At 64.3% G+C, this 22,707-nt stretch carries 18 protein-coding genes and 1 pseudogene; 8 read left to right on the forward strand and 11 right to left on the reverse strand.

Annotation, left to right across the window (positions count from 1 at the left end; all coding sequences use genetic code 11):
* Positions 1 to 301: 301 nt before the first annotated feature.
* The 3 genes from frc to Q8R73_RS18150 form a co-directional block, all read right to left on the reverse strand.
* A complete protein-coding gene (gene frc, locus Q8R73_RS18140; protein ID WP_305720930.1) occupies positions 302 to 1,579 on the reverse strand; it encodes a formyl-CoA transferase in 1,278 nt (425 codons plus the stop codon).
* A gap of 143 nt (positions 1,580 to 1,722) precedes the next feature.
* A complete protein-coding gene (oxc, locus tag Q8R73_RS18145; protein ID WP_305720931.1) occupies positions 1,723 to 3,456 on the reverse strand; it encodes an oxalyl-CoA decarboxylase in 1,734 nt (577 codons plus the stop codon).
* A 61-nt stretch (positions 3,457 to 3,517) separates the two neighbouring features.
* Positions 3,518 to 4,246: a GntR family transcriptional regulator gene (locus Q8R73_RS18150; protein ID WP_305720932.1), complete on the reverse strand. Its 729-nt coding sequence runs from the start codon at positions 4,244 to 4,246 to the stop codon at positions 3,518 to 3,520.
* Between the two features lie 219 nt (positions 4,247 to 4,465).
* On the opposite strand from Q8R73_RS18150, the gene Q8R73_RS18155 reads away from it, so the two are divergent.
* Entirely contained in the window at positions 4,466 to 6,595 is a 2,130-nt protein-coding gene (locus Q8R73_RS18155; RefSeq protein ID WP_305720933.1) for an acetate--CoA ligase family protein, read from the forward strand.
* Between the two features lie 250 nt (positions 6,596 to 6,845).
* Here Q8R73_RS18155 and Q8R73_RS18160 read toward each other — a convergent pair whose 3' ends face one another.
* From Q8R73_RS18160 to Q8R73_RS18170, 3 genes are all read right to left on the reverse strand, one after another.
* Entirely contained in the window at positions 6,846 to 7,283 is a 438-nt protein-coding gene (locus Q8R73_RS18160; protein WP_305720934.1) for a type II toxin-antitoxin system VapC family toxin, read from the reverse strand.
* Positions 7,280 to 7,561: a type II toxin-antitoxin system Phd/YefM family antitoxin gene (locus Q8R73_RS18165; RefSeq protein ID WP_305720935.1), complete on the reverse strand. Its 282-nt coding sequence runs from the start codon at positions 7,559 to 7,561 to the stop codon at positions 7,280 to 7,282. Before Q8R73_RS18165 ends, Q8R73_RS18160 begins: the two co-directional genes overlap by 4 nt.
* A gap of 706 nt (positions 7,562 to 8,267) precedes the next feature.
* Positions 8,268 to 9,119, reverse strand: coding sequence for an SDR family NAD(P)-dependent oxidoreductase (locus Q8R73_RS18170; RefSeq protein WP_305720948.1), 852 nt, complete (start codon positions 9,117 to 9,119; stop codon positions 8,268 to 8,270).
* Between the two features lie 176 nt (positions 9,120 to 9,295).
* Between Q8R73_RS18170 and Q8R73_RS18175 the strand changes: the two genes are divergently transcribed.
* Positions 9,296 to 10,423: an alkene reductase gene (locus tag Q8R73_RS18175; protein ID WP_305720936.1), complete on the forward strand. Its 1,128-nt coding sequence runs from the start codon at positions 9,296 to 9,298 to the stop codon at positions 10,421 to 10,423.
* Between the two features lie 677 nt (positions 10,424 to 11,100).
* On the opposite strand, the gene Q8R73_RS18180 is transcribed toward Q8R73_RS18175, so the two are convergent.
* On the reverse strand, positions 11,101 to 12,492 hold the full coding sequence (locus Q8R73_RS18180) for an MFS transporter (protein WP_305720937.1): 1,392 nt from the start codon (positions 12,490 to 12,492) through the stop codon (positions 11,101 to 11,103).
* A gap of 201 nt (positions 12,493 to 12,693) precedes the next feature.
* Here Q8R73_RS18180 and Q8R73_RS18185 point away from each other — a divergent pair, with 201 nt between their 5' ends.
* Positions 12,694 to 14,355, forward strand: coding sequence for a thiamine pyrophosphate-binding protein (locus Q8R73_RS18185; RefSeq protein ID WP_371126125.1), 1,662 nt, complete (start codon positions 12,694 to 12,696; stop codon positions 14,353 to 14,355).
* Positions 14,356 to 14,479: 124 nt separating this feature from the next.
* Here Q8R73_RS18185 and Q8R73_RS18190 read toward each other — a convergent pair whose 3' ends face one another.
* A complete protein-coding gene (locus Q8R73_RS18190; protein WP_305720939.1) occupies positions 14,480 to 15,868 on the reverse strand; it encodes an LLM class flavin-dependent oxidoreductase in 1,389 nt (462 codons plus the stop codon).
* A 184-nt stretch (positions 15,869 to 16,052) separates the two neighbouring features.
* On the opposite strand from Q8R73_RS18190, the gene Q8R73_RS18195 reads away from it, so the two are divergent.
* Both Q8R73_RS18195 and Q8R73_RS18200 read left to right on the forward strand, forming a co-directional pair.
* Complete coding sequence (locus Q8R73_RS18195) at positions 16,053 to 17,438, forward strand: M20 family metallopeptidase (RefSeq protein WP_305720940.1); 1,386 nt, start codon at positions 16,053 to 16,055, stop codon at positions 17,436 to 17,438.
* A 43-nt stretch (positions 17,439 to 17,481) separates the two neighbouring features.
* Complete coding sequence (locus tag Q8R73_RS18200; RefSeq protein ID WP_305720941.1) at positions 17,482 to 17,739, forward strand: hypothetical protein; 258 nt, start codon at positions 17,482 to 17,484, stop codon at positions 17,737 to 17,739.
* Positions 17,740 to 17,761: 22 nt separating this feature from the next.
* On the opposite strand, the gene Q8R73_RS18205 is transcribed toward Q8R73_RS18200, so the two are convergent.
* The 3 genes from Q8R73_RS18205 to Q8R73_RS18215 form a co-directional block, all read right to left on the reverse strand.
* Positions 17,762 to 19,270: a tripartite tricarboxylate transporter permease gene (locus tag Q8R73_RS18205; RefSeq protein ID WP_305720942.1), complete on the reverse strand. Its 1,509-nt coding sequence runs from the start codon at positions 19,268 to 19,270 to the stop codon at positions 17,762 to 17,764.
* Positions 19,271 to 19,283: 13 nt separating this feature from the next.
* Entirely contained in the window at positions 19,284 to 19,769 is a 486-nt protein-coding gene (locus Q8R73_RS18210; protein WP_305720943.1) for a tripartite tricarboxylate transporter TctB family protein, read from the reverse strand.
* 173 nt (positions 19,770 to 19,942) lie between these two features.
* Positions 19,943 to 20,911, reverse strand: coding sequence for a tripartite tricarboxylate transporter substrate binding protein (locus Q8R73_RS18215; protein WP_305720944.1), 969 nt, complete (start codon positions 20,909 to 20,911; stop codon positions 19,943 to 19,945).
* A 326-nt stretch (positions 20,912 to 21,237) separates the two neighbouring features.
* Between Q8R73_RS18215 and Q8R73_RS18220 the strand changes: the two genes are divergently transcribed.
* From Q8R73_RS18220 to Q8R73_RS18230, 3 genes and pseudogenes are all read left to right on the forward strand, one after another.
* Entirely contained in the window at positions 21,238 to 21,654 is a 417-nt protein-coding gene (locus Q8R73_RS18220; RefSeq protein ID WP_305720949.1) for a hypothetical protein, read from the forward strand.
* A complete protein-coding gene (locus Q8R73_RS18225) occupies positions 21,651 to 22,532 on the forward strand; it encodes an alpha/beta fold hydrolase (RefSeq protein WP_305720945.1) in 882 nt (293 codons plus the stop codon). Before Q8R73_RS18220 ends, Q8R73_RS18225 begins: the two co-directional genes overlap by 4 nt.
* Positions 22,529 to 22,707 (forward strand): annotated as a pseudogene (locus Q8R73_RS18230) (amino acid ABC transporter substrate-binding protein); the annotation flags it as partial. The gene Q8R73_RS18225 and the pseudogene Q8R73_RS18230, both read left to right, overlap by 4 nt.

Below are 22,707 nucleotides of genomic sequence, written 5' to 3' on the forward strand. Positions count from 1 at the left end.
GCCAGAGTGCAAACGAATATTGGAAGCCTGTCAAGGGTAGGCCAATTTGTCGCAGCTGTCATCTTCGCACCGCTCAGAACCTCCACTACGGGCAAGCGAACGGAGCGGCGGAAGACTTGCCCCACCGCAAATTATCGTCCCGCCCGTTGCCCCTCTTGCTGCGGCGTCGCGCGCGGTCAAATCCACCCACGTACCGATAGGTATACGAAATGCCAGTAGTGGAGCCCACTCTTGGCCATGTCATAAAAAAAGGCCGCCGGAGCACCAGCGACCTTTGGAAATGCTGTGGCTCGAGCGCGGCCTATTCCGCGGCGACCTTGCGCGGCGGGTCGAGCGCGCCGGACTCGTGGATTTCCGCGACCTGGTGATCGGTAAAGCCGAGCACCTGGCGCAGGATTTCGTCGGTGTGTTCGCCGAGCAGGGGCGAACGCGTCACCTCGGTCGGTGAGTCCGACATCTTGATGGGATTGCCCACCGACAGATACTTGCCGCGCTCGGGATGACCGACCTCGACCACGGTGCCGGTGGCACGCAGCGACTGGTCTTCCGCCAGTTCCTTCATCGACAGGATCGGGCCGCAGGGGATGTCGTCCTTGTTGAGGATGTCCATCGCCTCGAATTTGGTCTTCGTCATCGTCCACTGCTCGATGCGCGCGAAGATTTCGTTGAGCCGTGACAGCCGGGCCGGCGGCTTGGCGTAATCCGGATGGGTCTTCCAGCCGGGCTCGCCGATCACGTCGCAGATCTTCTCCCACACCGGGGCCTGGGTGATGAAGTAGATATAGGCGTTGGGATCGGTCTCCCAGCCTTTACACTTCAGGATGCGGCCGGGCTGGCCGCCGCCGGAATCATTGCCGGCGCGCGGCACCGCGTCGCCGAACGGAATGCCTTCGCCGAACTGGCTGTATTCCTTCAGCGGGCCATGGGCGAGCCGCTGCTGGTCGCGCAATTTGACCCGGGCCAGATTGAGCACGCCGTCCTGCATCGCGGCGGTGACCTTCTGTCCCTTGCCGGTGACCGTGCGCTGGTAAAGTGCGGTGACGATGCCGAGCGCGAGGTGCAGGCCGGTGCCGCTGTCGCCGATCTGCGCGCCGGTGACCAGCGGCAGTCCGTCGCGAAAGCCGGTGGTCGAGGCCGCACCGCCGGTGCACTGCGCGACGTTCTCGTAGACCTTGCAGTCTTCGTAGGGTCCGGGCCCGAAACCCTTGATCGAGGCCACGATCATCTTCGGATTGATGCTCTGGATTTTCTCCCAGGGAAATCCCATGCGATCGAGTACGCCGGGGCCGAAATTCTCCACCAGCACGTCGCAGCTCTTGATCAGCGCGGTCAGGACTTCCTTGCCCTTGGGGTTCTTGGTGTCGAGCGTGATCGAGCGCTTGTTGTGGTTGAGCATGGTGAAATACAGGCTGTCGACGTTGGGCACGTCCTGCAACTGGCCGCGCGTGATATCGCCGACGCCGGGGCGCTCGACCTTGATCACGTCGGCGCCGAACCATGCCAGCAACTGGGTGCAGGTCGGCCCCGACTGGACGTGGGTGAAATCGAGAATGCGAACGCCCTTCAGCGCCTGTGTCATAATACTTCTCCTCAGATCTATTGTGGTGCCGTCATGCCCGCGAAGGCGGGCATCCAGTAATCACCGTTGTCCCAGTCGATGGTTTAGTGGCTACTGGATTCCCCGCCTTCGCGGGGAATGACGCCGATGGGTTGTGCTTTGCGTTATTTCTTTTTCAGCTTGCTTTGCGGGTTGAGGTTGCCGATGCGGCCGCTCTCGCTGCCGGCGGCCGGGTCCAGCACCGCGTTGATCAGGGTCGGCTTGCCGGAATCCATCGCCGCGTTGACGGCGCGCCTGAGTTCGTCCGGCGAGGTCGCGTTGACGCCGGTGCCGCCGAAGGCCTCGATCATCCTGTCGTAGCGCGCGCCCTTGACGAACACGGTGGGCGCGGGATCCGAACCCGCCGAATTGACGTCGGTGCCGCGATAGATGCCGTCATTGTTGAAGACGACGACGCAGACCGGCAGATTGTAGCGGCAGATGGTTTCTATCTCCATGCCGGAGAAGCCGAACGCCGAGTCGCCTTCCACGGCGAGCACCGGCTTGCCGGTCTCGATCGCGGCGGCGATGGCATAGCCCATGCCGATGCCCATGATGCCCCAGGTGCCGACGTCGATGCGCTTGCGCGGCTGGTACATGTCGATGATGCCGCGCGCGAGGTCGAGCGTGTTGGCTCCTTCGTTGACCAGGATGGCGTCCGGCCGCTCCTTGATGACGGTGCGCAGCACGCCGAGCGCGCCGTGATAGTCCATCGGCGAATTGTTATTCATCAGCCGCGGCGCCATCTTGGCGACGTTCTCGTCGCGCTTCTTGCTGACCGCGCCGGTCCAGTCGGACGGCGGAGCGGTCCAGCTCCCGCCGATGCCCTCGAGCAGTGCCGCGACGCAGGAGCCGATGTCGCCGACCACGGGAGCCACGATCTCCACGTTGGAGTCCATTTCCTTCGGCTCGATGTCGATCTGGATGAATTTCTTCGGCGCATCGCCCCAGCTCTTGCCCTTGCCGTGCGACAGCAGCCAGTTCAGCCGCGCGCCGATCAGCATCACGACGTCGCTGTCCTTGAGCACCGTCGAGCGCGCCGCACCCGCGCATTGCGGATGGGTGTCCGGCAGCAATCCCTTGGCCATGCTCATGGGCAGGAACGGAATGCCGCTCCTTTCTACCAGGCTGCGGATCGCGTCGTCGGCCTGCGCATAGGCCGCACCCTTGCCGAGGATGATCAGCGGACGCTTTGCGCCCTTCAGCACGTCGAGCGCGCGCCTGATCGCGTCGGGGGCGGGGATCTGGGCGGGAGCTGCGTCGATCACCTTGACCAGCGACTTCCGTCCGGCCTCTGCGTCCATCACCTGGCCGAACAGTTTGGCGGGCAGGTCGAGATAGACGCCGCCGGGGCGTCCGGAAACGGCGGCGCGGATGGCGCGGGCAAGCCCGATGCCGATGTCGGCGGCGTGCAGCACGCGGAACGCGGCCTTGCACAGCGGCTTGGCGATGGCGAGTTGATCCATTTCCTCGTAGTCGCCCTGCTGCAGATCGACGATCTCGCGCTCCGACGAGCCGGAGATCAGGATCATCGGGAAGCAGTTGGTGGTGGCGTGCGCCAGCGCGGTCAGGCCGTTGAGAAAGCCGGGCGCCGACACCGTGAGGCAGACGCCGGGCTTTTTGGTCAGGAATCCCGCGATCGAGGCGGCGTAGCCGGCGTTCTGTTCGTGGCGGAACGAGAGCACGCGGATGCCCGCGGCCTGGGCCATGCGGCCGAAATCGGTGATCGGAATCCCGGGCACGCCGTAGATCGTGGTCAGGCCGTTGAGCTTCAGCGCATCGATGATGAGGTTGAAGCCGTCGGTCTGTTCGGGTTCGTCGGCGGCGTTGGCGTCGATGCTTTGAACTACTGCGGACATTCCGCTTCTCCCTGATCGTTTCTTGTAACGGACCGGTCCGTCGTCTTGAGGGCCGTACGCGTCAAAAAAGCTCTTGCCCGTGGGCTTCGACATAGGCGGCAAGGCCGAGCGTGTGATCGCGGGCGCGTTTCTCCGCAAGCTCGGTATCGCGTTCCTCGAGCGCTTCGATGATGGCCATGTGCTCCGGCAACGAGGTGGCGGTGCGGTCCACGCGGCCGATGGTCAGTTGCCGGTAGCCGCGAACATGCAGCAGGATATCGTTGGTCATGTCGACCAGGACAGGGGATTCCGACAGCGAGATCAGCGCCTGGTGAAAGGCGATATTGGCCCTGGAATATTCCTCGACATGATCCTGCGGCAGGCGGTCCTTGCTGAAATCCCTGAAGAAGTCGCGCAGCGCCGAGATGTCCTTCTTGCGCGCGGTGGTGGTGATCAGCCGTGCCGCCATGCTTTCCAGCGCGGCCCAGGCCCGGATCATGTCGACGATCTCGGTCTTGGTGCGGCGAACGACCACGATGCCACGGCGCGGCACCGTCTTGACGAACCCGTCCTGCTCCAGCATCGCGATGGCTTCGCGGATCGGCGTGCGGCTGACGCCGAGACGCTCGGACAGCGCGCGCTCGTCCAGCATCACCTGCTCGGGCGTCGCGTAGATGTCCATCTTGAGAATGGCTTCCTTCAAGGCTTCGTAGGCCTTGTTCTTGAAGCTGGTCTCCGGCGCAATGCGGACGATCGCGATTTCAGCCTCGGCCATGGGTGGCGGTGCCTTGGTTGGTTTCCGTGCGGGCATGACGGGTCTCCTCCGGTAGGAGACGTCTTTTAACAGAAGAAATCCGAAACAATTTTTGGCATACCAAATACCAGCGTGTCAAGTTGCCAACGTTTTCGGCACTTTGATCCCAGAGCCTGCCTTGACAAGCGTATCTCTGGCATACCAAATGCCATCGCTGGCTTGAGCGGTCGTGCGCTGCCGATGCAAACAAAAGAACAGACGCCAGGGAGGAAGCCAATGTCGAGTTCCAAAGATGCGGTCCGCAGGATTCTGGATGCGGTCAAGGCGGACAAGCGCACAAGTCTGACGGCGCCGGAAGGCAAGCTGGTCTGCGATGCCTACGGCATCCCGGTGCCGAAGGAGGGCGTCGCCAAGTCCGCCGCCGAGGCAGCCAAACTCGCGGCCGACATGGGCTTTCCGGTGGTCATGAAGATCGTCTCGCCGGATATCCTGCACAAGACCGAGGCCGGCGGCGTCATCGTCGGCGTCAAGACCGCTGCCGATGCCGAGGCGAATTACGCCACCATTCTGGCCAACGCCAAAAAATACAAGGCCGATGCGAAGATCGAGGGCATCCAGGTCCAGCAGATGCTGATGGGCGGCCAGGAGGTCATCATCGGCGCGGTCACCGACGGATCGTTCGGCAAGCTCGTCGCCTTCGGCCTCGGCGGCGTGCTGGTCGAGGTGTTGAAGGACATCACCTTCCGTCTCGCGCCGGCGAGCAAGGACGATGCGCTGTCGATGCTCGACGGCATCCAGGCCCACGAGATGCTGAAGGGCGTGCGCGGCAGCGACCCCGCCAACCGCGACGCCATCGCCGACATCATCGTCAATGTCTCGAAGCTGATCACCGATTTCCCCGAGATCAGCGAAATGGATCTCAATCCGGTGTTCGCCACCAAATCCGATGCGATCGCCGCCGACGTCCGCATCGTCGTCGACTTCGCGCCGCCGGCGCCGCGCCCGCGGCCCAACCATGACGACATCGTGCGCCAGATGAACCGGATCATGAAGCCGAAGGCGGTGGCAGTGATCGGCGCATCCGCCGAGAGCGGCAAGATCGGCAACTCCGTGATGAAGAATCTCATCAACGGCGGCTACATGGGCGAGATCTACCCGATCCATCCCAAGGCCGACGAGATCATGGGCAAGAAGGTCTACAAGTCGATCAAGGACGTGCCCGGCGAGGTCGACATTGCCGTGTTCGCCATTCCCGCCAATTTCGTCGCGGCGGCGCTGACCGAATGCGGCGAGAAGAAAGTGGTCGGCGCGATCCTGATTCCGTCCGGCTATGCCGAAACCGGCAACATCGCGGGCCAGGAGGAAATCCAGGCGATCGGCCAGAAATACGGCATTCGCCTGATGGGGCCGAACATCTACGGTTTCTATTATACCCACGCCAATCTGTGCGCGACCTTCTGCACCGCCTACGACGTCAAGGGCTCGGCGGCGCTGTCGTCGCAATCCGGCGGCATCGGCATGGCGATCATCGGCTTCTCGCGCTCCGCCAAGATGGGCGTCTCGGCGATCGTCGGCCTCGGCAACAAGTCCGATATCGACGAGGACGATCTTCTGACTTTCTTCGAGCAGGACGACAACACCCAGATCATCGCGCAGCATTGCGAGGATCTGAAGGACGGCCGCTCCTTCGCCGAAGTGGCCAAGCGCGTTTCGAAGAAGAAGCCGATCGTGGTGCTGAAGGCAGGGCGCACCTCGGCCGGCGCCAAGGCGGCGAGTTCGCATACCGGCGCGCTCGCCGGCAACGACAAGATCTACGAGGACGTGTTCAACCAGTCCGGCGTGATCCGCGCCCGTTCGCTGCGGGACATGCTGGAATTTGCCCGCGGCATTCCGGTGCTGCCGACGCCGAAGGGCGAGAACGTCGTCATCATCACCGGAGCCGGCGGCTCCGGCGTGCTGCTGTCGGACGCCTGCATCGACAACAAGCTGTCGCTGATGACGATCCCGCCCGATCTCGACGCCGCGTTCCGCAAATTCATCCCGCCGTTCGGCGCCGCCGGCAACCCGATCGACATCACCGGCGGCGAGCCGCCTATCACCTATGTCAACACGGTCAAGCTCGGTCTCGAAGACCCGCGCATCCACGCGCTGATCCTCGGCTACTGGCACACCATCGTGACGCCGCCGATGGTGTTCGCGCGCAACATGGTCGAGGTGAAGAACGAGATGAAGGCCAGGGGCATCGAAAAGCCGATCGTGGCCTCACTGGCCGGCGATATCGAAGTCGAGGAGGCCGCCGACTATCTCTACCAGAACGGCATCGTCGCCTACGCCTATTCGACCGAAATCCCGGTCGCGGTGCTGGGCGCGAAATACAAATGGGCGCGCGGCGCGGGGCTGCTGTAACCGTCCAGCAATGCAACGACGAAACGCCGCTGCGGAGGAATCCACAGCGGCGTTTCGCGTGAGTGGTAACGGGGCGGGCTGGTCGGCTCTGGTGCCGACTATCTAATATCGGTGAGTCGCTTGCTGCCCATGCTTCGAGACGCTCGCGTCGCTCGCTCCGCAGCACGAGGTTGTGGTGTTTCAACAAGTTAAGCCTCATCCTGAAGAGCGGCGTCTTCGCCGGGTCTCGAAGGATGGCAGCAACACGGAATTATGATTCCAGGTACTGGTCGTCCCACGGGTTGAGGTGCGGCACGCCGAATGCCGTAAAATCCCTGACATTGCGCGTGACCAGCGTGAGTTCTCTGGCGAGCGCGGTCGCCGCAAAGAAGCCATCCATAACGGAAAGCGCAACGCCGCTTCGGCGACTCTGCGCCATCAGGTCGCCCCAATGTTCGGCAACTGCGTGATCAATCGGCAGGATCCGCTCGGCGAAGCGCGCCGGCAGATCGTCGGCGAGCCAGGTCGCCAGCGCATCACGCCGACGACCGCGGTCCATCAAGGCGATGCCACGCCGAAGTTCGGCGATGGATGCGACGCTGATGAACACCCGATCCTCGTCGGCGGCATCAAGCCAGCCAAGTACCTTCACATCGGGGGCCGGTCGCTGCACCTCCGACAGCACGTTGGTGTCGAGCAGGAAGTTCATAGTGCGACGTCACGAGGCGTGTCGCGCTCGCGTTCGAGGTCGAGATCGGCGCCGCGTAGCGGCGATGCGAGCAGGAATTCGGCCAAGGTCCCCTTTCGCACGGTCTTGCGTGCCCACTCTTCGGCGGAGACGATTACCGCGCTCGGCTTGCCGTTGCGGGTGATGGTTTGCGGGCTTGCCTGGGCACGATCAACCACCTCGGAGAACCGGGCCTTGGCGCCGGCGAGAGTCCAGGTTCCGCCAATAGGCGGCGAAGTTGTCTTGTTGGCATTTGTCATAAAGCCTCTCATGACTAGAGTGACTAGTATGACTATACGTCGCTTGGCGCCTTTGGACAAGCGGGGAAGTCACTTTCGCCCGCCGAGGCTGCCAAGCTCGCGAGCGGCCGGGAGGCCAGTCAGGGGCTGCCCTCACGTCGATATGGCGTCGCGGCCAAACCCTTCTGTGACTACCCGACGGGCAAAGCACTTCGGATTTGCGGAATTCATGTCAAGTCCTTCGCGTAAAAATAATTCGGTTTACCAGAAATATTAATCAGGCTATATGTCTCGCCATCCCGTCCCACTGCGAGGGGCGTTGCGCAAGGTCACCAGTGCGGGACGGGGATGCGGTGGACGCGGATGGTGCTCCCTGACCAGGGTGCCTGAAACGGATGCGAAATCGTGCGGTCCTGACACCTCGGTGCTGGTGTCAAGCTTGCGGTAAGACCCGCAAGTGACGGTGGCAAGAAAGCCGATCACCGGGGAGACCACGTATAAGCCTAAACCATCGCGCGGGGAGTGCCGGGTGATTCCGGTGTGACCTGACAACACGTGTGCATCTACCACTACCCATAGCACACGTGGCTATCGGGCGCATCGGGCGCCCGGCATTCCCCGCGCCCTCTGATTGAAGAGGGCGGGAATTTTCCGGCAAACCTCGGACGCCACGCGCCGCGAGATCGCGCCGCCTTGTTCCGTTGCGTTGAAGGCCCCTCTCGCATCGTCACTCCCCCTTCACGAATCTCGCAAATGCCTCGGCGTAATCGGGATGCCAGCGCGACAGCGCGGGGCGGTTTTCGACGATGTCGCCGGCGGCCCACAGCATGCGGCGCTCGTCGAGGCGGCGCGGCACGTCGTTGTCGGGGCAGAGGATGTAGAAATCGCCTGCTGTCACGCGCTCGATCATGAAGTCGACGGTCTGTTCCGGCGTCCAGGCGCCGGCGGGCTTTTCGGTGCGGCCGCGCGCGGTGAGGGCGGTGAAGACATGGCCGGGAATGAAGAGATGCGCGCTGACCTTGCAGCCCGCGATGTTGCGCAGCTCGTGCTGCAGCGCTTCGGTAAAAGCCTTCACGCCGGCCTTGGAGACATTGTAGGCGGGATCGCCCGGCGGCGTGGTGATGCCCTGCTTCGAGCCGGTGTTGATGATGAGGCCGGTCCGCCCGCGCTCGATCATGCGGGGCGCGAATACCTGCGAACCATGAATGATGCCCCACAGGTTGACGCCGAGAATGCGCTGCCAGTTCTCCGGCGGGCCGAATATCGTGCTGCCGGGCTGAATGCCGGCGTTGTTCATCAGGATGTCGGCGCAGCCGAACCGCCTGCGCACCTCGTTCTCCAGTTCCGATACCTCCTCGATGCGGCTGACGTCGACCGCCATGGCCATGACATCGGCGGACGCGCCCCGCGCCACCGACGCCACCCTCGCTTCGGCGGATGTGAGCCGGTCGCCGCCGAGGTCGGCGATGCAGACTTTCATGCCGAGGCCGGCAAACCGCATCGCGGCGGCGAGCCCGATGCCGGAGGCGCCGCCGGTGACCACGGCGACATGGTTGGGGGCGATGGCTGGATGGGACAGGGACACGCGTTCCTCCTGAATTTTGTCCACCGCATCGCGAGCTGGCATGCGGTCGCCCTACCATGCACGAAACCGCATGGGAGGTCTTCATACCAGGCGATCCCGCTCGGTCAGCCTTTTGCGCGCAGCCGGAACCGGCTACACAGCCATCTCAAATAAAATCAACCGGGGCGGACATGAAATTCACGTCGTTGTTTTCACCACTCACCATCGGACCCTATCAGCTCCGGCACCGCCTCGTGATGGCGCCGCTGACGCGGATGCGGGCGGCAAAGCCCTCGCTCGCGCCCCGGCCGCTCAATGTGGAGTATTACGCGCAGCGCGCCACACCGGGCGGCCTGATCATTGCCGAAGCCTCGCCGGTGGCAGACACCGCGTTCGGAAGCCCCGCTGTTCCCGGCATCTACACGGACGCGCAGATCGAGGGCTGGCGCAAGGTGGTCGACGCCGTTCATGCCAAAGGCGGCGTGATCTTCCTGCAGCTCTGGCATGTCGGCCGGGTCTCGCATTCCTCGTTCCAGCCCGGTGGGGTGCTGCCGGTGGCGCCTTCGGCGGTGCCGATTCCCTCCGAGTTGAAGACCGCAACGGCGGACGGCAAGTCGACGAGCTACGAGACGCCGCGGGCGCTGGAGACCTCCGAAGTCGCCGGCGTGGTCGAGGCCTTCCGGCAGGCCGCCGCCAACGCCAAGGCCGCCGGCTTCGACGGCGTCGAGATCCACGGCGCCAACGGCTACCTGATCGAGCAGTTCCTGCAGTCGCACACCAATCTGCGCACCGATCAATATGGCGGATCGATCGAGAACCGCACCCGGTTCCTGATGGAAGTGACGCAGGCCGCGATCGACGTCTGGGGCGCCGACCGGGTCGGCGTGCGGCTGTCGCCCTATGGCGTGGCCAACGGCAGCGGCGAGCCCGATCCGATGCCGCTCTACAGCCACGTCATCAAGGCGCTCGATCCGCTCGGCCTCGCCTATCTGCATTTCGTCGAGCCGCGCTCCAGCGGCGCCGGCCGCGCCGAGGTCAACTGGCAGAACGTGCCCTCGGCGATGGAGCTTTTCCGGCCGATGTGGAGCGGGGTTCTGATCTCCGCCGGCGGCTTTACCGGCGAGACCGCGGATGCGGCGATCAGGAACGGCCACGCTGACGCCATCGCGTTCGGCCGGATCTTCATCTCCAACCCCGATTTGCCGCGACGGCTGCAGCACGGTTTCCCGCTGACGCCCTACAACCGCGCGACCTTCTACGGCGGCGACGCCGCGGGATATACCGATTATCCGGAGCATGATGCGCTGGAGAAGGCGTGACGCAGCGTCGATCGGCTGGGGAAGTCGTGCAGAACCATCGTCATTCCGGGGCGATGCCACCGGGTCCGGCCTTCGGCCGGCCCGATGATAAACTCCGCATCGAACCCGGAACCTCGAGATTCCGGGTCTGGTGCTGCGCACCATCCCGGAATGACGGCGTTGGATTCTTAGTCGCGATGAAGGCGGACCGCACATGGCAAAGGTTGCGCGCGCAGCGATCGTAGGGTGGGCAAAGGCGCCTTCGCCGTGCCCACCACACTTCTGTTGATGCCGGTGGGCACGCTTCCACCTTCGCTCTTCGAGCTACGGCGGAAGCTTTGCCCACCCTACGGTCTGCAGCTCAGTTTCCCGCTGACGCCGTACAACCAACCGCGCGACCATCCACGGCGGCGACGCCGCGGATATACCGATTATCCGGAGCATGATGCGCTGGAGAAGGCGTAACGCACGTCGCACTCGTAGGGTGGGCAAAGGCGCCTTCGCCGTGCCCACCACACTTCTGTTGACGCCGGTGGGCACGCTTCCACCTTCGCTCTTCGAGCTACGGCGGAAGCTTTGCCCACCCTACGGTCTGCAGCACGGTTTCCCGCTGACGCCATATGGGCGACCTTCGCTCGAAAAGGAAGAAGCGCGTCGAGCATGAAGGGCTGTTCTGAAACGTGCGGTGGCGGACGCGATCAGCCGGGTCGCGGGATCGCGATCAGGCGCAGAAAACTCATCAGGCTGCCGAGCGCGGCGACAGCCGCGGCCAGCGCCAGCGCCACCACGGCGCCATCGCTGCCGACGAAGCCGAAACAGGATGCGGCCAGCGCCGCACCGATGGTCTGTCCGGAGAGTCGCGCCGTCGCCACGATGCTGCTGGCGCTGCCGCTGCGGCCCGCCGGGGCGCTCGACATCAGCGCCTTCAAATTCGGCGCCTGGAAGAAGCCAAAGCCGCATCCGCACAGCGCCATGCGCCAGACGATGTCGGCAGTGGCCGGCGCCGCCGGCAGCGTTGCCAGCAATCCCATGCCGAGGCAGAGCAGCGCCAATCCGATGCCACCGAGGATGCCGGCCGGATAGCGGTCGGACAACCTGCCCGCGATCGGCGCCATGATCGCGACCACCAGCGGCCACGGCGTCATGAACAGGCCGGTCTCGACGGCGGTGCGGTGCAATGTTTCCTGGAAATAGAACGGCAGCGCGACGAATGCCAGGCCCTGCACCACGAACGAGCAGACCGCGGTGGCTGCCGACAGGGCGAAGATCGGCAGCCGGAACAGGTCGACTGGAAGCATCGGCGCGGGATGGTCGGCGTGCCGGCGGACCAGGAGCCATCCGAGCGCGATCCCGACCACCAGTGCGATCGCGACCAGCCCGATGTCGGCATGATGCGCCGCGCCGCTGATTCCGATGATGATGAGGCCGAGCGCGCCGGCGGCCATCAGGGCGCCGAGAAAGTCGAAGCGGTGGACGGCGCGCGGCGGCCGCGGCAGCGTCTTCAATCCGATCGCGATCGCGATCAGGCCGATGGGGATGTTGATGGCGAACAGCCACGGCCACGGCCCCAGCCACAGGATGCCGGCCGCCACCGTCGGCCCAAGTGTCATCGCGGTCGCAACCACCAGCGCATTGTAACCGAACGCGCGGCCGAGCAGGCGGCTCGGATAGACGAAACGGACCAGCGCGGTGTTCACGCTCATCAGGCCGCTGGCGCCGAGTCCCTGCAGCGTGCGGGCCACCAGCAGGCTCTCCAGCGACCACGCGCAGGCGCTGGCCAGCGACGCCAGCGTAAACAGCAGCAATCCGCCCAGATAGATCCGCTCATGCCCGACGATTTCGCCGAGCGCCCCGAGCGGCAACAAGGTCGCCACCAGCGCGATCTGATAGACGTTGACGACCCAGATGACATCGGCGGGGCTGACGTTGAGGTCGGCGGCGATGGCGGGAAGTGCGATGTTCGCAATCGCGGTATCGAGCGACGCCACGGCGAGCGCGATGAAGATCGCCGCTGCTGCCCAGCGCCGCTGTTCGGCGGGCAGGCCATCATGCGCAGATGGCCTGGTCGCCGAACCCGCTTGTTCCGACATCGCTGGGAATGCTCCGACCCGATACGGCGGCCCTCGGCCCCGCGGTTTCAAATCCACTATGAATCAACCGACCGCCAATACAATAGCGCAGGCGCGCGTGGCGGCGCAGGGCAGCCATGACCGCGCTTCCTTGCAACCGGCGGTGCGGATCAGCCATGATGGCTGAACCCGACGGTAACGGCCGCGGCGAGGAGGAGACAGTTGATGAATCGCATTACCGGGCGCTCGGCGTTCCTGGCCCTGCTCAAGGACGAGGGCATCACCCATCTGTTCGGCAATCCCGGCACCACCGAATTGCCGATCATGCATGCCCTGAAGGAACATCCCGACCTCACCTACGTGATGGCGATGCAGGAAAGCCTGGTGGTCGCCATCGCCGATGGCTACAGCCGCGCCTCGGGCAAGCTCGTCGCCTGCAACGTCCATGTCGCGCCCGGGCTCGGCAACGCGATGGGTTCGCTGTTCAACGCCAGCTTCACCGGCACGCCGATGATCCTGACCGCCGGCCAGCAGGAGCAGGGCCATGGCCTGATGGAGCCGGTGTTGTACGGACCGATGCTGCGGATGGCCGAGCCGCTGGTGAAATGGGCGGTCGAGGTGACGCGGCTGGAGGACCTGCCGCGGATCGTGCGGCGCGCCGCCAAGATCGCGACCACGCCGCCGACCGGACCGGTATTCATCTCGCTGCCCGGCGATATTCTCAATGCCGAGGCCGGCATCGAACTGGGCAGTTCGACCCGCGTCGATACCAGGGTCAGGCCATCGGAGGAGTCTCTGGCTGCGCTGGCGCAGCGGATCCTGAAAGCCCAGAATCCCGTCATCATCGCCGGCGATGAAATCGTCAAGAGCGACGCGCTGCAGGAATCGGCCGCGCTGGCGGAAACGCTGGGTGCTCCCGCCTATCAATGCTCGACGCCTTACGGCGCCCATTTCCTGTCGGAGAGCCCGTGCTTCATGGGCGCGCTGTCGCGGCTGCAGAAGCAGGTGCGCGAGGTGCTGTCGCCCTACGATCTCGTGATCGTGCTCGGCGCCGATCCGCTGCGGATGTCGGTCTACAGCGAGGTCGATCCGCTGCCCGAGGGCATGCCGATCGTGCAGATCGGGCTGGTCGACTGGGACCTCGCCAAGAATTACAGCGCCGAGATCGCGCTGAAAGCGGATGTGAGGGAGACCCTGCGCGTGCTGGTTCCCGCGCTGAAGTCAGCCGGCGGCGCGGCACTGGAGAGCCGTGCCAAGCAGGGGATCGCGGCGCTGGCATCGAGCAACTGGACCGCCAGGCGCAAGGTGCTGGTGGAGCAGATCTCGAAGAACAAGGATCGCTCCCCGATCGATCCGGACTGGCTGGCGCTGCAGGTGGTCGAGGCGATGCCGGACAATGCCATCCTGGTCGACGAGGGGCTGACGTCGTCGCGCCACATGCTGGCGCTGCGCCCGCATCGCGACCGTTACGGCTATCATGCGCTGGCGTCCGGCGGCATCGGCTGGGGTGTGCCGGCCTCGGTCGGCGTCAGCCTCGCCAATCCGGACCGCCCGGTGGTGTGTTTCTCCGGCGACGGCAGCGCGATGTATTCGATCCAGGCGCTGTGGACCGCGGCGCATCACCAACTGCCGCTGACGGTGGTGATCGTCAACAATGGCGGCTACCGCATCATCAAGCAGCGGCTGCTGGCGTTCCACGGCGACGATCACTACGTCGGCATGGATTTCGCCGATCCCAAGGTGGATTTCACGGCGCTGGCAAAATCGCTCGGGCTCGAAGCGATGCAGATCACCGAGGCAAAGGATGTCGCGGCGGCGCTGAAGTCGGCGTTCAGCCGGCCCGGCGCGAAGCTGATCGAGGTGGTGGTCGACGGCACGGTCTGACAACGTCGTAGCGAGCCGTAGGGTGGGCAAAGGCGCATTTGCGCCGTGCCCACCATTGCGCGCGCTTGATGGATGGTGGGCACGGCGCGAAGAGCGCGCCTTTGCCCACCCTGCGGAGCGAAACCTACTCTGCCGCCTTCGTCGTCACGTCATGCCGATACCGTACCGCCGGATGCGGTGCGCCGAGCCGCGCGCGCCCCGCGCCAAACAGTTTTTCCCGCAGCGTGCCGTCCGCATAGGACTGCTTGTAACGCCCGCGCCGGGTCAGTTCCGGCACCAGCATGTCGGCGATGTCAGCGAAATCGCCGGGCGAGACCGCGAACGGCATGTTGAGGCCATCGACGTCGGTCTGCTCGAACCAGGCTTCGATGGCGTCGGCGACCGTTTCCGGCGTGCCGACCGCGACCGGCCCGGCGCCGCCGATGCCGACATGCTGGGCGACCTCACGCACGGTCCAGACCCGGTCCGGATCGGCGCGGGTGATGTTGTCCATCGCGCTGCGGCCGGCGTCGTTCTCGACGTGCCGAACCTGCTGGTCGAGATCGTAGGTCGAAAAATCGACGCCGGTCCAGCCGGACATCAGCGTGAGCGCGCCCTCGGGATTGATGTGGCTGCGGTAGTCGGCATATTTGGCCTTCGCCTCTGCCTCGGTTCGCCCGAGAATGACGGTGAACATGCTGAACATCAGGATCTCGGCCGGGTTGCGCCCGCCTTTCGCCGCGAGTTCGCGAATCGCCGCCACGCGGGGCGCGATGATCTTTGCCGACGGCCCCGACATGAACACGCATTCGGCGTGGTCGGCCGCAAATTGCCGCCCGCGCGGCGAGGTGCCGGCCTGGTACAGCACGGGGGTGCGCTGCGGCGACGGCTCGCAGAGGTGAATGGCATCGACGCGGTAGTTCTTTCCGGCATGAACGACGCGATGCACCTTGGCCGGGTCTGTAAAAATTCCCCGCGCGCGGTCGCGCAGCACGGCGTCGTCCTCCCAACTGCCCTCCCAGAGCTTGTAGACCACCTCCATATATTCGTCGGCGACATCGTAGCGGTCGTCATGCCCGGTCTGTCTGTCCTTGCCGGCGGCCTTGGCCGCGCTGTCGAGATAGCCGGTCACCACGTTCCAGCCGACCCGGCCTTCGGTCAGGTGATCGAGCGTCGACATCCGCCGCGCGAACGTATAGGGCGGTTCGTAGGACAGGTTGGAGGTGACGCCGAACCCGAGATGCTCGGTGACGGCGGCCATCGCCGGGATCAGCAGCAGCGGATCGTTGGCCGGCGTCTGCGCGGCGTTGCGCAAGGCCGCGTCCGGACTGCCGCCGAATACGTCGTAGACACCGAGCACGTCGGCGAGAAACAGCCCGTCGAACCGGCCGCGCTCCAGCGTTTTCGCCAGATCGATCCAGTACGGCAGCCGGTTATATTCGCTGGTGCGATCGCGCGGATGGGTCCACAGCCCCGGCGACTGATGCGCGACGCAGTTCATGGCAAAGGCGTTGAGCCGGATTTGCTTCTTCATGGTCGACAAACCCCGGGCCCCACCCTTGTTCGCCCGATCTGAATTGCCGGGCTGCGCATGAAACTGTTGCATTCCGGCTTTGCTTAGCAAAGAAAATTGTCTACGTCGTGCCCACTTTCGGCCCGCGCCGGTTCTCGCTACGTTGGCCGAAGTTCAAAACGTTCGCGACTGAAAAAGAGAATACATGACCAGAGCCGACGCCATCGCGGGAGCGCGCCAACAGCTTCACTCCGGCGAGTTCCTTGCCGAACTGGACCGCAGGGTCGGCTATCGCACCGAAAGCCAGAACCCCGGCAGCGGCGATGCCCTGCGCGCCTACCTCGTGGAAGGATTGCAGCCGGCCTTTGCGCAACTCGAATTTTCCTCGCGGTTGATCGAATCGCCCACCGGCAAGGGCCCTTATCTGGTCGCCGAGTATCAGGAGGACGCCTCGGCACCGACCGTGCTGATGTACGGCCATGGCGACGTCGTCGATGGCATGGAAGGCGAATGGCGTGACGATCTCGATCCGTGGCGGACCACCGTGGCGGGCAATCGGGTCTATGGCCGCGGTACCGCCGACAACAAGGGCCAGCACAGCATCAACCTGTCGGCGCTGTCGGCCGTGCGCGCGGCGCGCGGCGGCAAGCTCGGCTTCAATGCCAAATTCATCATCGAGACCGGCGAGGAGATCGGCTCGCCTGACTTGCGCGTTGTATGCGAGGCGTTGCGCGAGGAGTTGAAGGCTGATCTGTTTCTGGCATCCGACGGGCCGCGGCTGTCGGCCGATCGCCCCACCATCTTCCTCGGCTGTCGCGGCGGCTTGCGGATTCATCTCGACGTCAAGCTGCGCGACGGCGCGCATCATTCCGGCAATTGGGGCGGCGTGCTGGCCAACGCCGCGACCATCCTGTCGGGCGCGATCGCCTGCCTGGTCGACCACCGGGGACGGATGCAACTGGATCAGTTGAAGCCCCCGCGAATCTCCAACGCGATTCGCGCGGTGCTGGCCGATGTGAAGGTCGAGCCGACGGCCGATGAGCCCGCACTGTCGGAGGATTGGGGCGAGGAGGGATTGTCGGCCGCCGAGCGGCTTTATGCCTGGAACACGCTCGAAGTTCTCGCGATGTCGTCCGGCAACATCGCAAGCCCCGCCAATGCCATCCCCGGCGAGGCGCATGCGGTGCTGCAGTTGCGTTTCGTCGTCGGCACCCGGATCGACCAGGTCATCGAAGCGGTGCGGGCGCATCTGCACGACAACGGGTTCGCGGTGGTCGAGGTGAGCGCGGCCCAGAGCTTTGCCGCGTCACGCACCGATTTCGACAGTCCCTGGGTCGGCTGGGCGGCGGAATCGATCCGGCAGACCACCGGCAGGGCGCCGGCGATCCTGCCGAATTTCGGCGGGTCGCTGCCCAATGACGTGTTCTCCGAAGGGCTGGGCCTGCCCACGATCTGGATACCGCATTCCTATCCGGGCTGTTCCCAGCATGCGCCAAATGAACACATTCTGCTCTCCGTGACCGAAGAGGCGCTGGGCATCATGGCAGGACTGTTCTGGGATCTGGGCGAAAGGCCGCCGATTCGCAAATGAGTTCCGATTGACTTTGCCGGCGCCGCTGAACAACGGTACTGCGATGAACAGGATATCAGACTCCCAGACTCGGCTGAAGGCGACGTTCCGGGTCAAGCTGAACGGCAAGACCGTCGCGATCGAGACCGTCGGGCAGGCTTACGACTTTATCAACAGCCTCAACTCGGTCGAGTGGATGGAATTCAAGTCGCTCCACAGCGCTGCAAAGGCCGCGCTCGAGGCCGCGGCCGAAGACGGCATGCTGATCGTGCAGGCGACCCACGCCCTTCGCGCTCTGTTTGCCCGCGCCAAATTACTCTGAAACATCAGAGACTGTTTTGCAGCTAGGCGCCTTCCTCCAGCGCCACAAGCTCGCGCTTCTTGCGGAACGACGGCAGCAGCGGACCGACGAGAAGGACGACCGCGATCGCCAGGCACACCGCCGAGATCGGGCGCTCCACGAAGGTCCAGAGATCGCCCTGCGACAGGATCAGCGATTTGCGCAGATTGTTCTCCATCATCGGCCCCAGCACGAAGGCCAGCACCAGGGGCGCGGGCTCGTAACCGATCTTGCGCATGAAATAGCCGATCACGCCGAAGGCGATCATGACATAGACATCGAATACATTGTTGCTGGAACAATAGACGCCGATGATGGTGAACAGGATGATCAGCGGAAACAGGATGTTGTAGGGTAACTTCAGCAGCTGAACCCACATCCCGATCAACGGCAGATTCAGCACCAGCAGCATTACGTTGCCGATATACATGCTGGCGACGATGCCCCAGAACAGGCCGGGGTTCTGCGTGATCATCAGCGGGCCGGGCTGCACCCCGTGGACAATGAAGGCGCCGAGCAGCAGCGCCATCACCACGTTCGGGGGAATACCGAGCGTCATTAGCGGAATGAAGGCGCCGCCGGCGGCGGCATTGTTGGCGGATTCCGGCCCCGCGACGCCCTCGATCGCGCCGTTGCCGAACCGCTCCGGCGTTTTCGACAGACGCTTCTCCAGCGCATAGGACGCAAACGAGGAGATCACCGAGCCGCCGCCCGGCAGAATCCCCAGGAAGAATCCAAGGATGGTGCCGCGCCCGATCGGCCCGGCGCTGGCCTTCCAGTCTGCCTTGTTCGGCAGCAGGTGGGTGATCTTGGCGTTGATGACGTCGCGCTTGATCAGCTTCTCGGTATTGATGAGGACCTCCGCGACGCCGAACAGGCCCATCACCACGGGCACCAGGCCAATGCCGTCGATTAGTTCGAGGCGGCCGAAGGTCAGCCGCGGCATCGCGGTGATGCTGTCCAGCCCGATCAGGCCGAGCACGATGCCGATGCAGGCCATCAGCAGCGCCTTCGCCATCGAGCCCTGGGTGAGGAAGGTCAGGACCACCAGTCCCAGAACCATCAGGCTGAAATATTCCGCCGGCCCGAACGCGATCGCGACGCTGGCGAGCCCCGGCGCCACCAGCATCAGCGCGATCAGCGCGAACGTACCGGCAATGAAGGAGCCCAGCGCCGAGATGCCGAGCGCCGGCCCGGCGCGGCCCTGCTTCGCCATCTGATGGCCGTCGATGCAGGTCACGACCGAAGCGGCTTCGCCGGGGATGTTGACCAGGATCGAGGTGGTCGAGCCGCCATACATCGAGCCGTAATAGATGCCGGCCATCATGATGATGCCGGACTCAGGTGTTCCCGACAGCGTGATCGGCAGCAGCAGCGACATCGCCGAAATCGGGCCGATACCGGGCAGCACGCCTACCAGGGTGCCGATGAAGACCCCGATGAAGCAGTAGAGCAGGTTGACCGGCATCAGCGCGACGCCGAAGCCCTGCCCGACATTGAGAAGAGTTTCCATGTTCAAGATCCAGTCAGCCGATTCCGAAGATGCCCGAGGGCAACTGGATCAGCAGCATGCGCTTCAGGACCCACCACACGCCGAGCGGCGCAAGCAGGGCGATCGGAATGGCCAGCGTCCAGCGCACCGGATCGACCAGGCGAAGCAGCAGCAACATCAGCGGTATCGTGGAGAGCAGAAATCCGAGCCGGTCGAGCGCCAGGGAAAACGCGATGAGAGCCGCGATGACCAGCAGCGGCTTGGTCCAGCGCGCGTCTTTCCAGCGCGAGCCGAAGGTCGGGCCGCCCTCGGTCACGGCCGCCACGATGATGGTGGCAGCAAGCACGCACATCAGCAGGCCGGTGTAGAACAGTACGTAACCGGAGCCGGGGTCGTTGATGGCGCCGAGCTTGAGCCTGAGGCCCGACCATACGACGAAGACGCCGAGCGCAAGGCCGATCAACCCGCCCCATAGTTCGGAATTGTTGAGGCGGAGCTTTACGTTGGATTCATCGCTCATCGATTTTCTCTCGGGCGTTCCCCGAACGCAGTACTACGGAAGTAGTGCGCTTGAAAGCGCCTTCGAGCGCCATGCCGGTGCGCTGCAGGCAGGGGTTTGCAGAGCAAGTCAAGTCCCGGCTTTGCGGTGCAGCGCCGAAGAAGCGCCGCACCGCGTCCGGGAAACTATGGCGCTTAGTTCTTCTTCTTCAGACCGAGCGACTCGATCACCTTGAGTTCGGAGTTGGTGACCTCGGTGACGAACTTCTTGTAGTCCTCGGTGTTCTTGTAGTTCGGGACCATGTCGAACTTGGCCAGCGTCGCGATCACCGCGGGATCGTCGAGCGCCTTCTTGAAGGCGTCATGCAGCTTGGCGATGATTTTCGGATCCATGCCCTTGGGTCCGGCGATGCCGAACGGCGAATCGTAGACCATGGGATAGCCGAGTTCCTTGAGCGTGGGCACATCGGGGAAATTCGGCGACCGCGCCGAGGTCCACACCATCAGCAGCCGCAACTTGCCGGCGTCGACCAGCGGGCGCCAGCCGGTGGAATCGGCCTGCAGCATGGTGTGCTGGCCGAGTACGGCGGCATTGGTTTCGGCGCCGCCCTTGAACGGGACCTGCGTCAGCTTGATGCCGGCCAGCGCGGAGATCTGTTCCATGCCGATATGCAAGGAGGTTCCGGCCCCCGGCGTGGCGTAAGTCACCTTGCCCGGATTGGTTTTGGCGTAGTCGACCACATCCTTCCAGGTCTTGAACTGGGACTCGGCGCTGGTGGTGACGCCGAAGGTGTAGCCGGTGAGATGAACGATGTAGCTGAAGTCCTTGGCGGGATCCCATGGGGTCTCCTGCATCAGGGGCAGACGAAATACCGTGATCGGAATCTGCGCGATGGTGTAGCCGTCGGGTTTGGCGGTAGCCGCCATGGTGGCGGGGCCGACCGTGCCACCGCCGCCGGCCTTGTTGTCGATCGTGATCGGCTGGCCGAGAATTTTCGACGCGCTCTCGGCCATCGCCCGCATTGAAATGTCGGTCGAGCCGCCCGCAGGCCAGGGCACGATCAGGGTGATCGGCTTGGTGGGATACTCCTGCGCCCCGGCGCCGGCCGACATGAGCATGCCGACCGCAGCAAAAGCGATCATCAAACGGTTGCGTTGGAACATTCAGTTTTCTCCCTGGCGGTCCCGCTCACGACGAGGCCGGCTTGTTCTGGTTTACTCGGATACAATCTTCCCCGAAAACGACGGGGATGAAAAGCACGTAAATCGCTGTAACGGTTACATTTCGTCGGGAATCGACGCGTGCGACAATAAGCCTGCCGCAAGCCTGCCGTGCCATGGAAATAAGCGCCGGCCGCGGTGCCGCAGAGGTCCCCCAAACGGCCCATTGCGATGGCCAGACGTTCGGGTCATAGATATGGGGACATGAAGCGCCTGTTCCGTTCATATTGCCAATGTCGGCATTGCAGGAAAACGCCTGCTTGAAGCGCATGACGCCATCCCCGATCTCCTCCGCCGCCGCCGTGATCGAGGCGTTCGCCGGAATTCCCGGGCTGCTCGAGCAAGCGCCTGCACTGGTTGCGCGCGGCCGGGCGCTCGACTGTGAGTGCCTGCTGGGTCCCCTCGACCATCCATTTCATGTTTCGATCCGCAGCGGCAGGATCGTCGACCTGACGCCGGCGCCGGTCCTGATGCGGTCCTGGCGTTTCTCCTATCGCGCGACGTCCGCGGCCTGGTCTGCCTATTGGGAGCCCGCGCCGCGGCCGGGCTGGCACGATCTGCTGGCCCTGACCAAGCGCGAAGAGGCCCGCCTGGAGGGCGACCTGCATCCGTTCATGACGCACCTCCAGTACTTCAAGGATTTGCTGGCGCTGCCGCGGCGGCATGCTTCGTCGGTGCCGACATGACCGGCCATATCGAGCCGATGGTCGGTCGCTATGTCCATGTCGCAATCGACGGCGAGATGCATCGCATCTATTTCGAGGAGAACGGCGACGGCATTCCGCTGGTGTGCCTGCATACGGCGGGCTCCGATGGGCGGCAGTGGCGGCATCTGCTCGCCGACGAGGAGTTCTCGAGGAAATTCCGTATCATTGCGTTCGATATGCCCTGGCACGGCAAATCCAATCCGCCTGCCGGCTGGACCGGCGAGGAATACCGGCTGACGACCGCCGGCTACACCGCCACGATCCGTGCCTTCTGCCGTGCGCTGGGGCTGGAAAAGCCGGTGGTCATGGGCTGCTCGATCGGCGGCCGCATCGTCCTCAACCTGGCGATCGACCATGCGTCGGAGTTTCGCGCCCTGATCGGACTGGAAGCCGCCGATTTCCAGGCGCCGTGGTACGACACCTCCTGGCTGCATCGTCCGGACGTTCACGGCGGCGAGGTCTGCGCCGCGCTGGTGTCGGGCCTGATTGCGCCGCAAAGCCCTGAGGCCTCGCGCCGCGAGACCCTGTGGGCCTACATGCAGGGCGGACCGGGCATCTTCAAGGGCGATCTTTATTTCTATCGGGTCGACGGCGACCTGCGCGGCCGGGTGGGAAAGATCGATACCGGCATATGCCCGCTCTATCTGCTGACCGGGGAGTATGATTTCTCCTGCAGCCCCGAAGACACCAGGCGAACCGCCGCCGCGATCGACGGCGCCAGCGTCACCATCATGGAACAACTCGGTCATTTTCCGATGAGCGAGAACCCCGGGCAATTTCGCCGCTATATTGCGCCGGTCCTGAGCGAAATCCTCGAGCACTCGACGATATCAACCAAGCAAGGAGCACACGTATGAAACACAATGCTATGATAGGCTACACGCTTGCCGCCGCGCTATGCGCGGGACCGGCGATGGCGCAGGAACTCACCGGGACGCTGAAGAAAATCAAGGAAACCGGCGCCATCACCCTCGGCTTCCGCGACTCGTCGGTTCCGTTCTCCTACCTCGACGACAGCCAGAAGCCGGTCGG

Source organism: Bradyrhizobium sp. (genome assembly GCF_030697065.1).
In the GTDB taxonomy this organism is placed as follows: Bacteria; Pseudomonadota; Alphaproteobacteria; order Rhizobiales; family Xanthobacteraceae; genus Bradyrhizobium.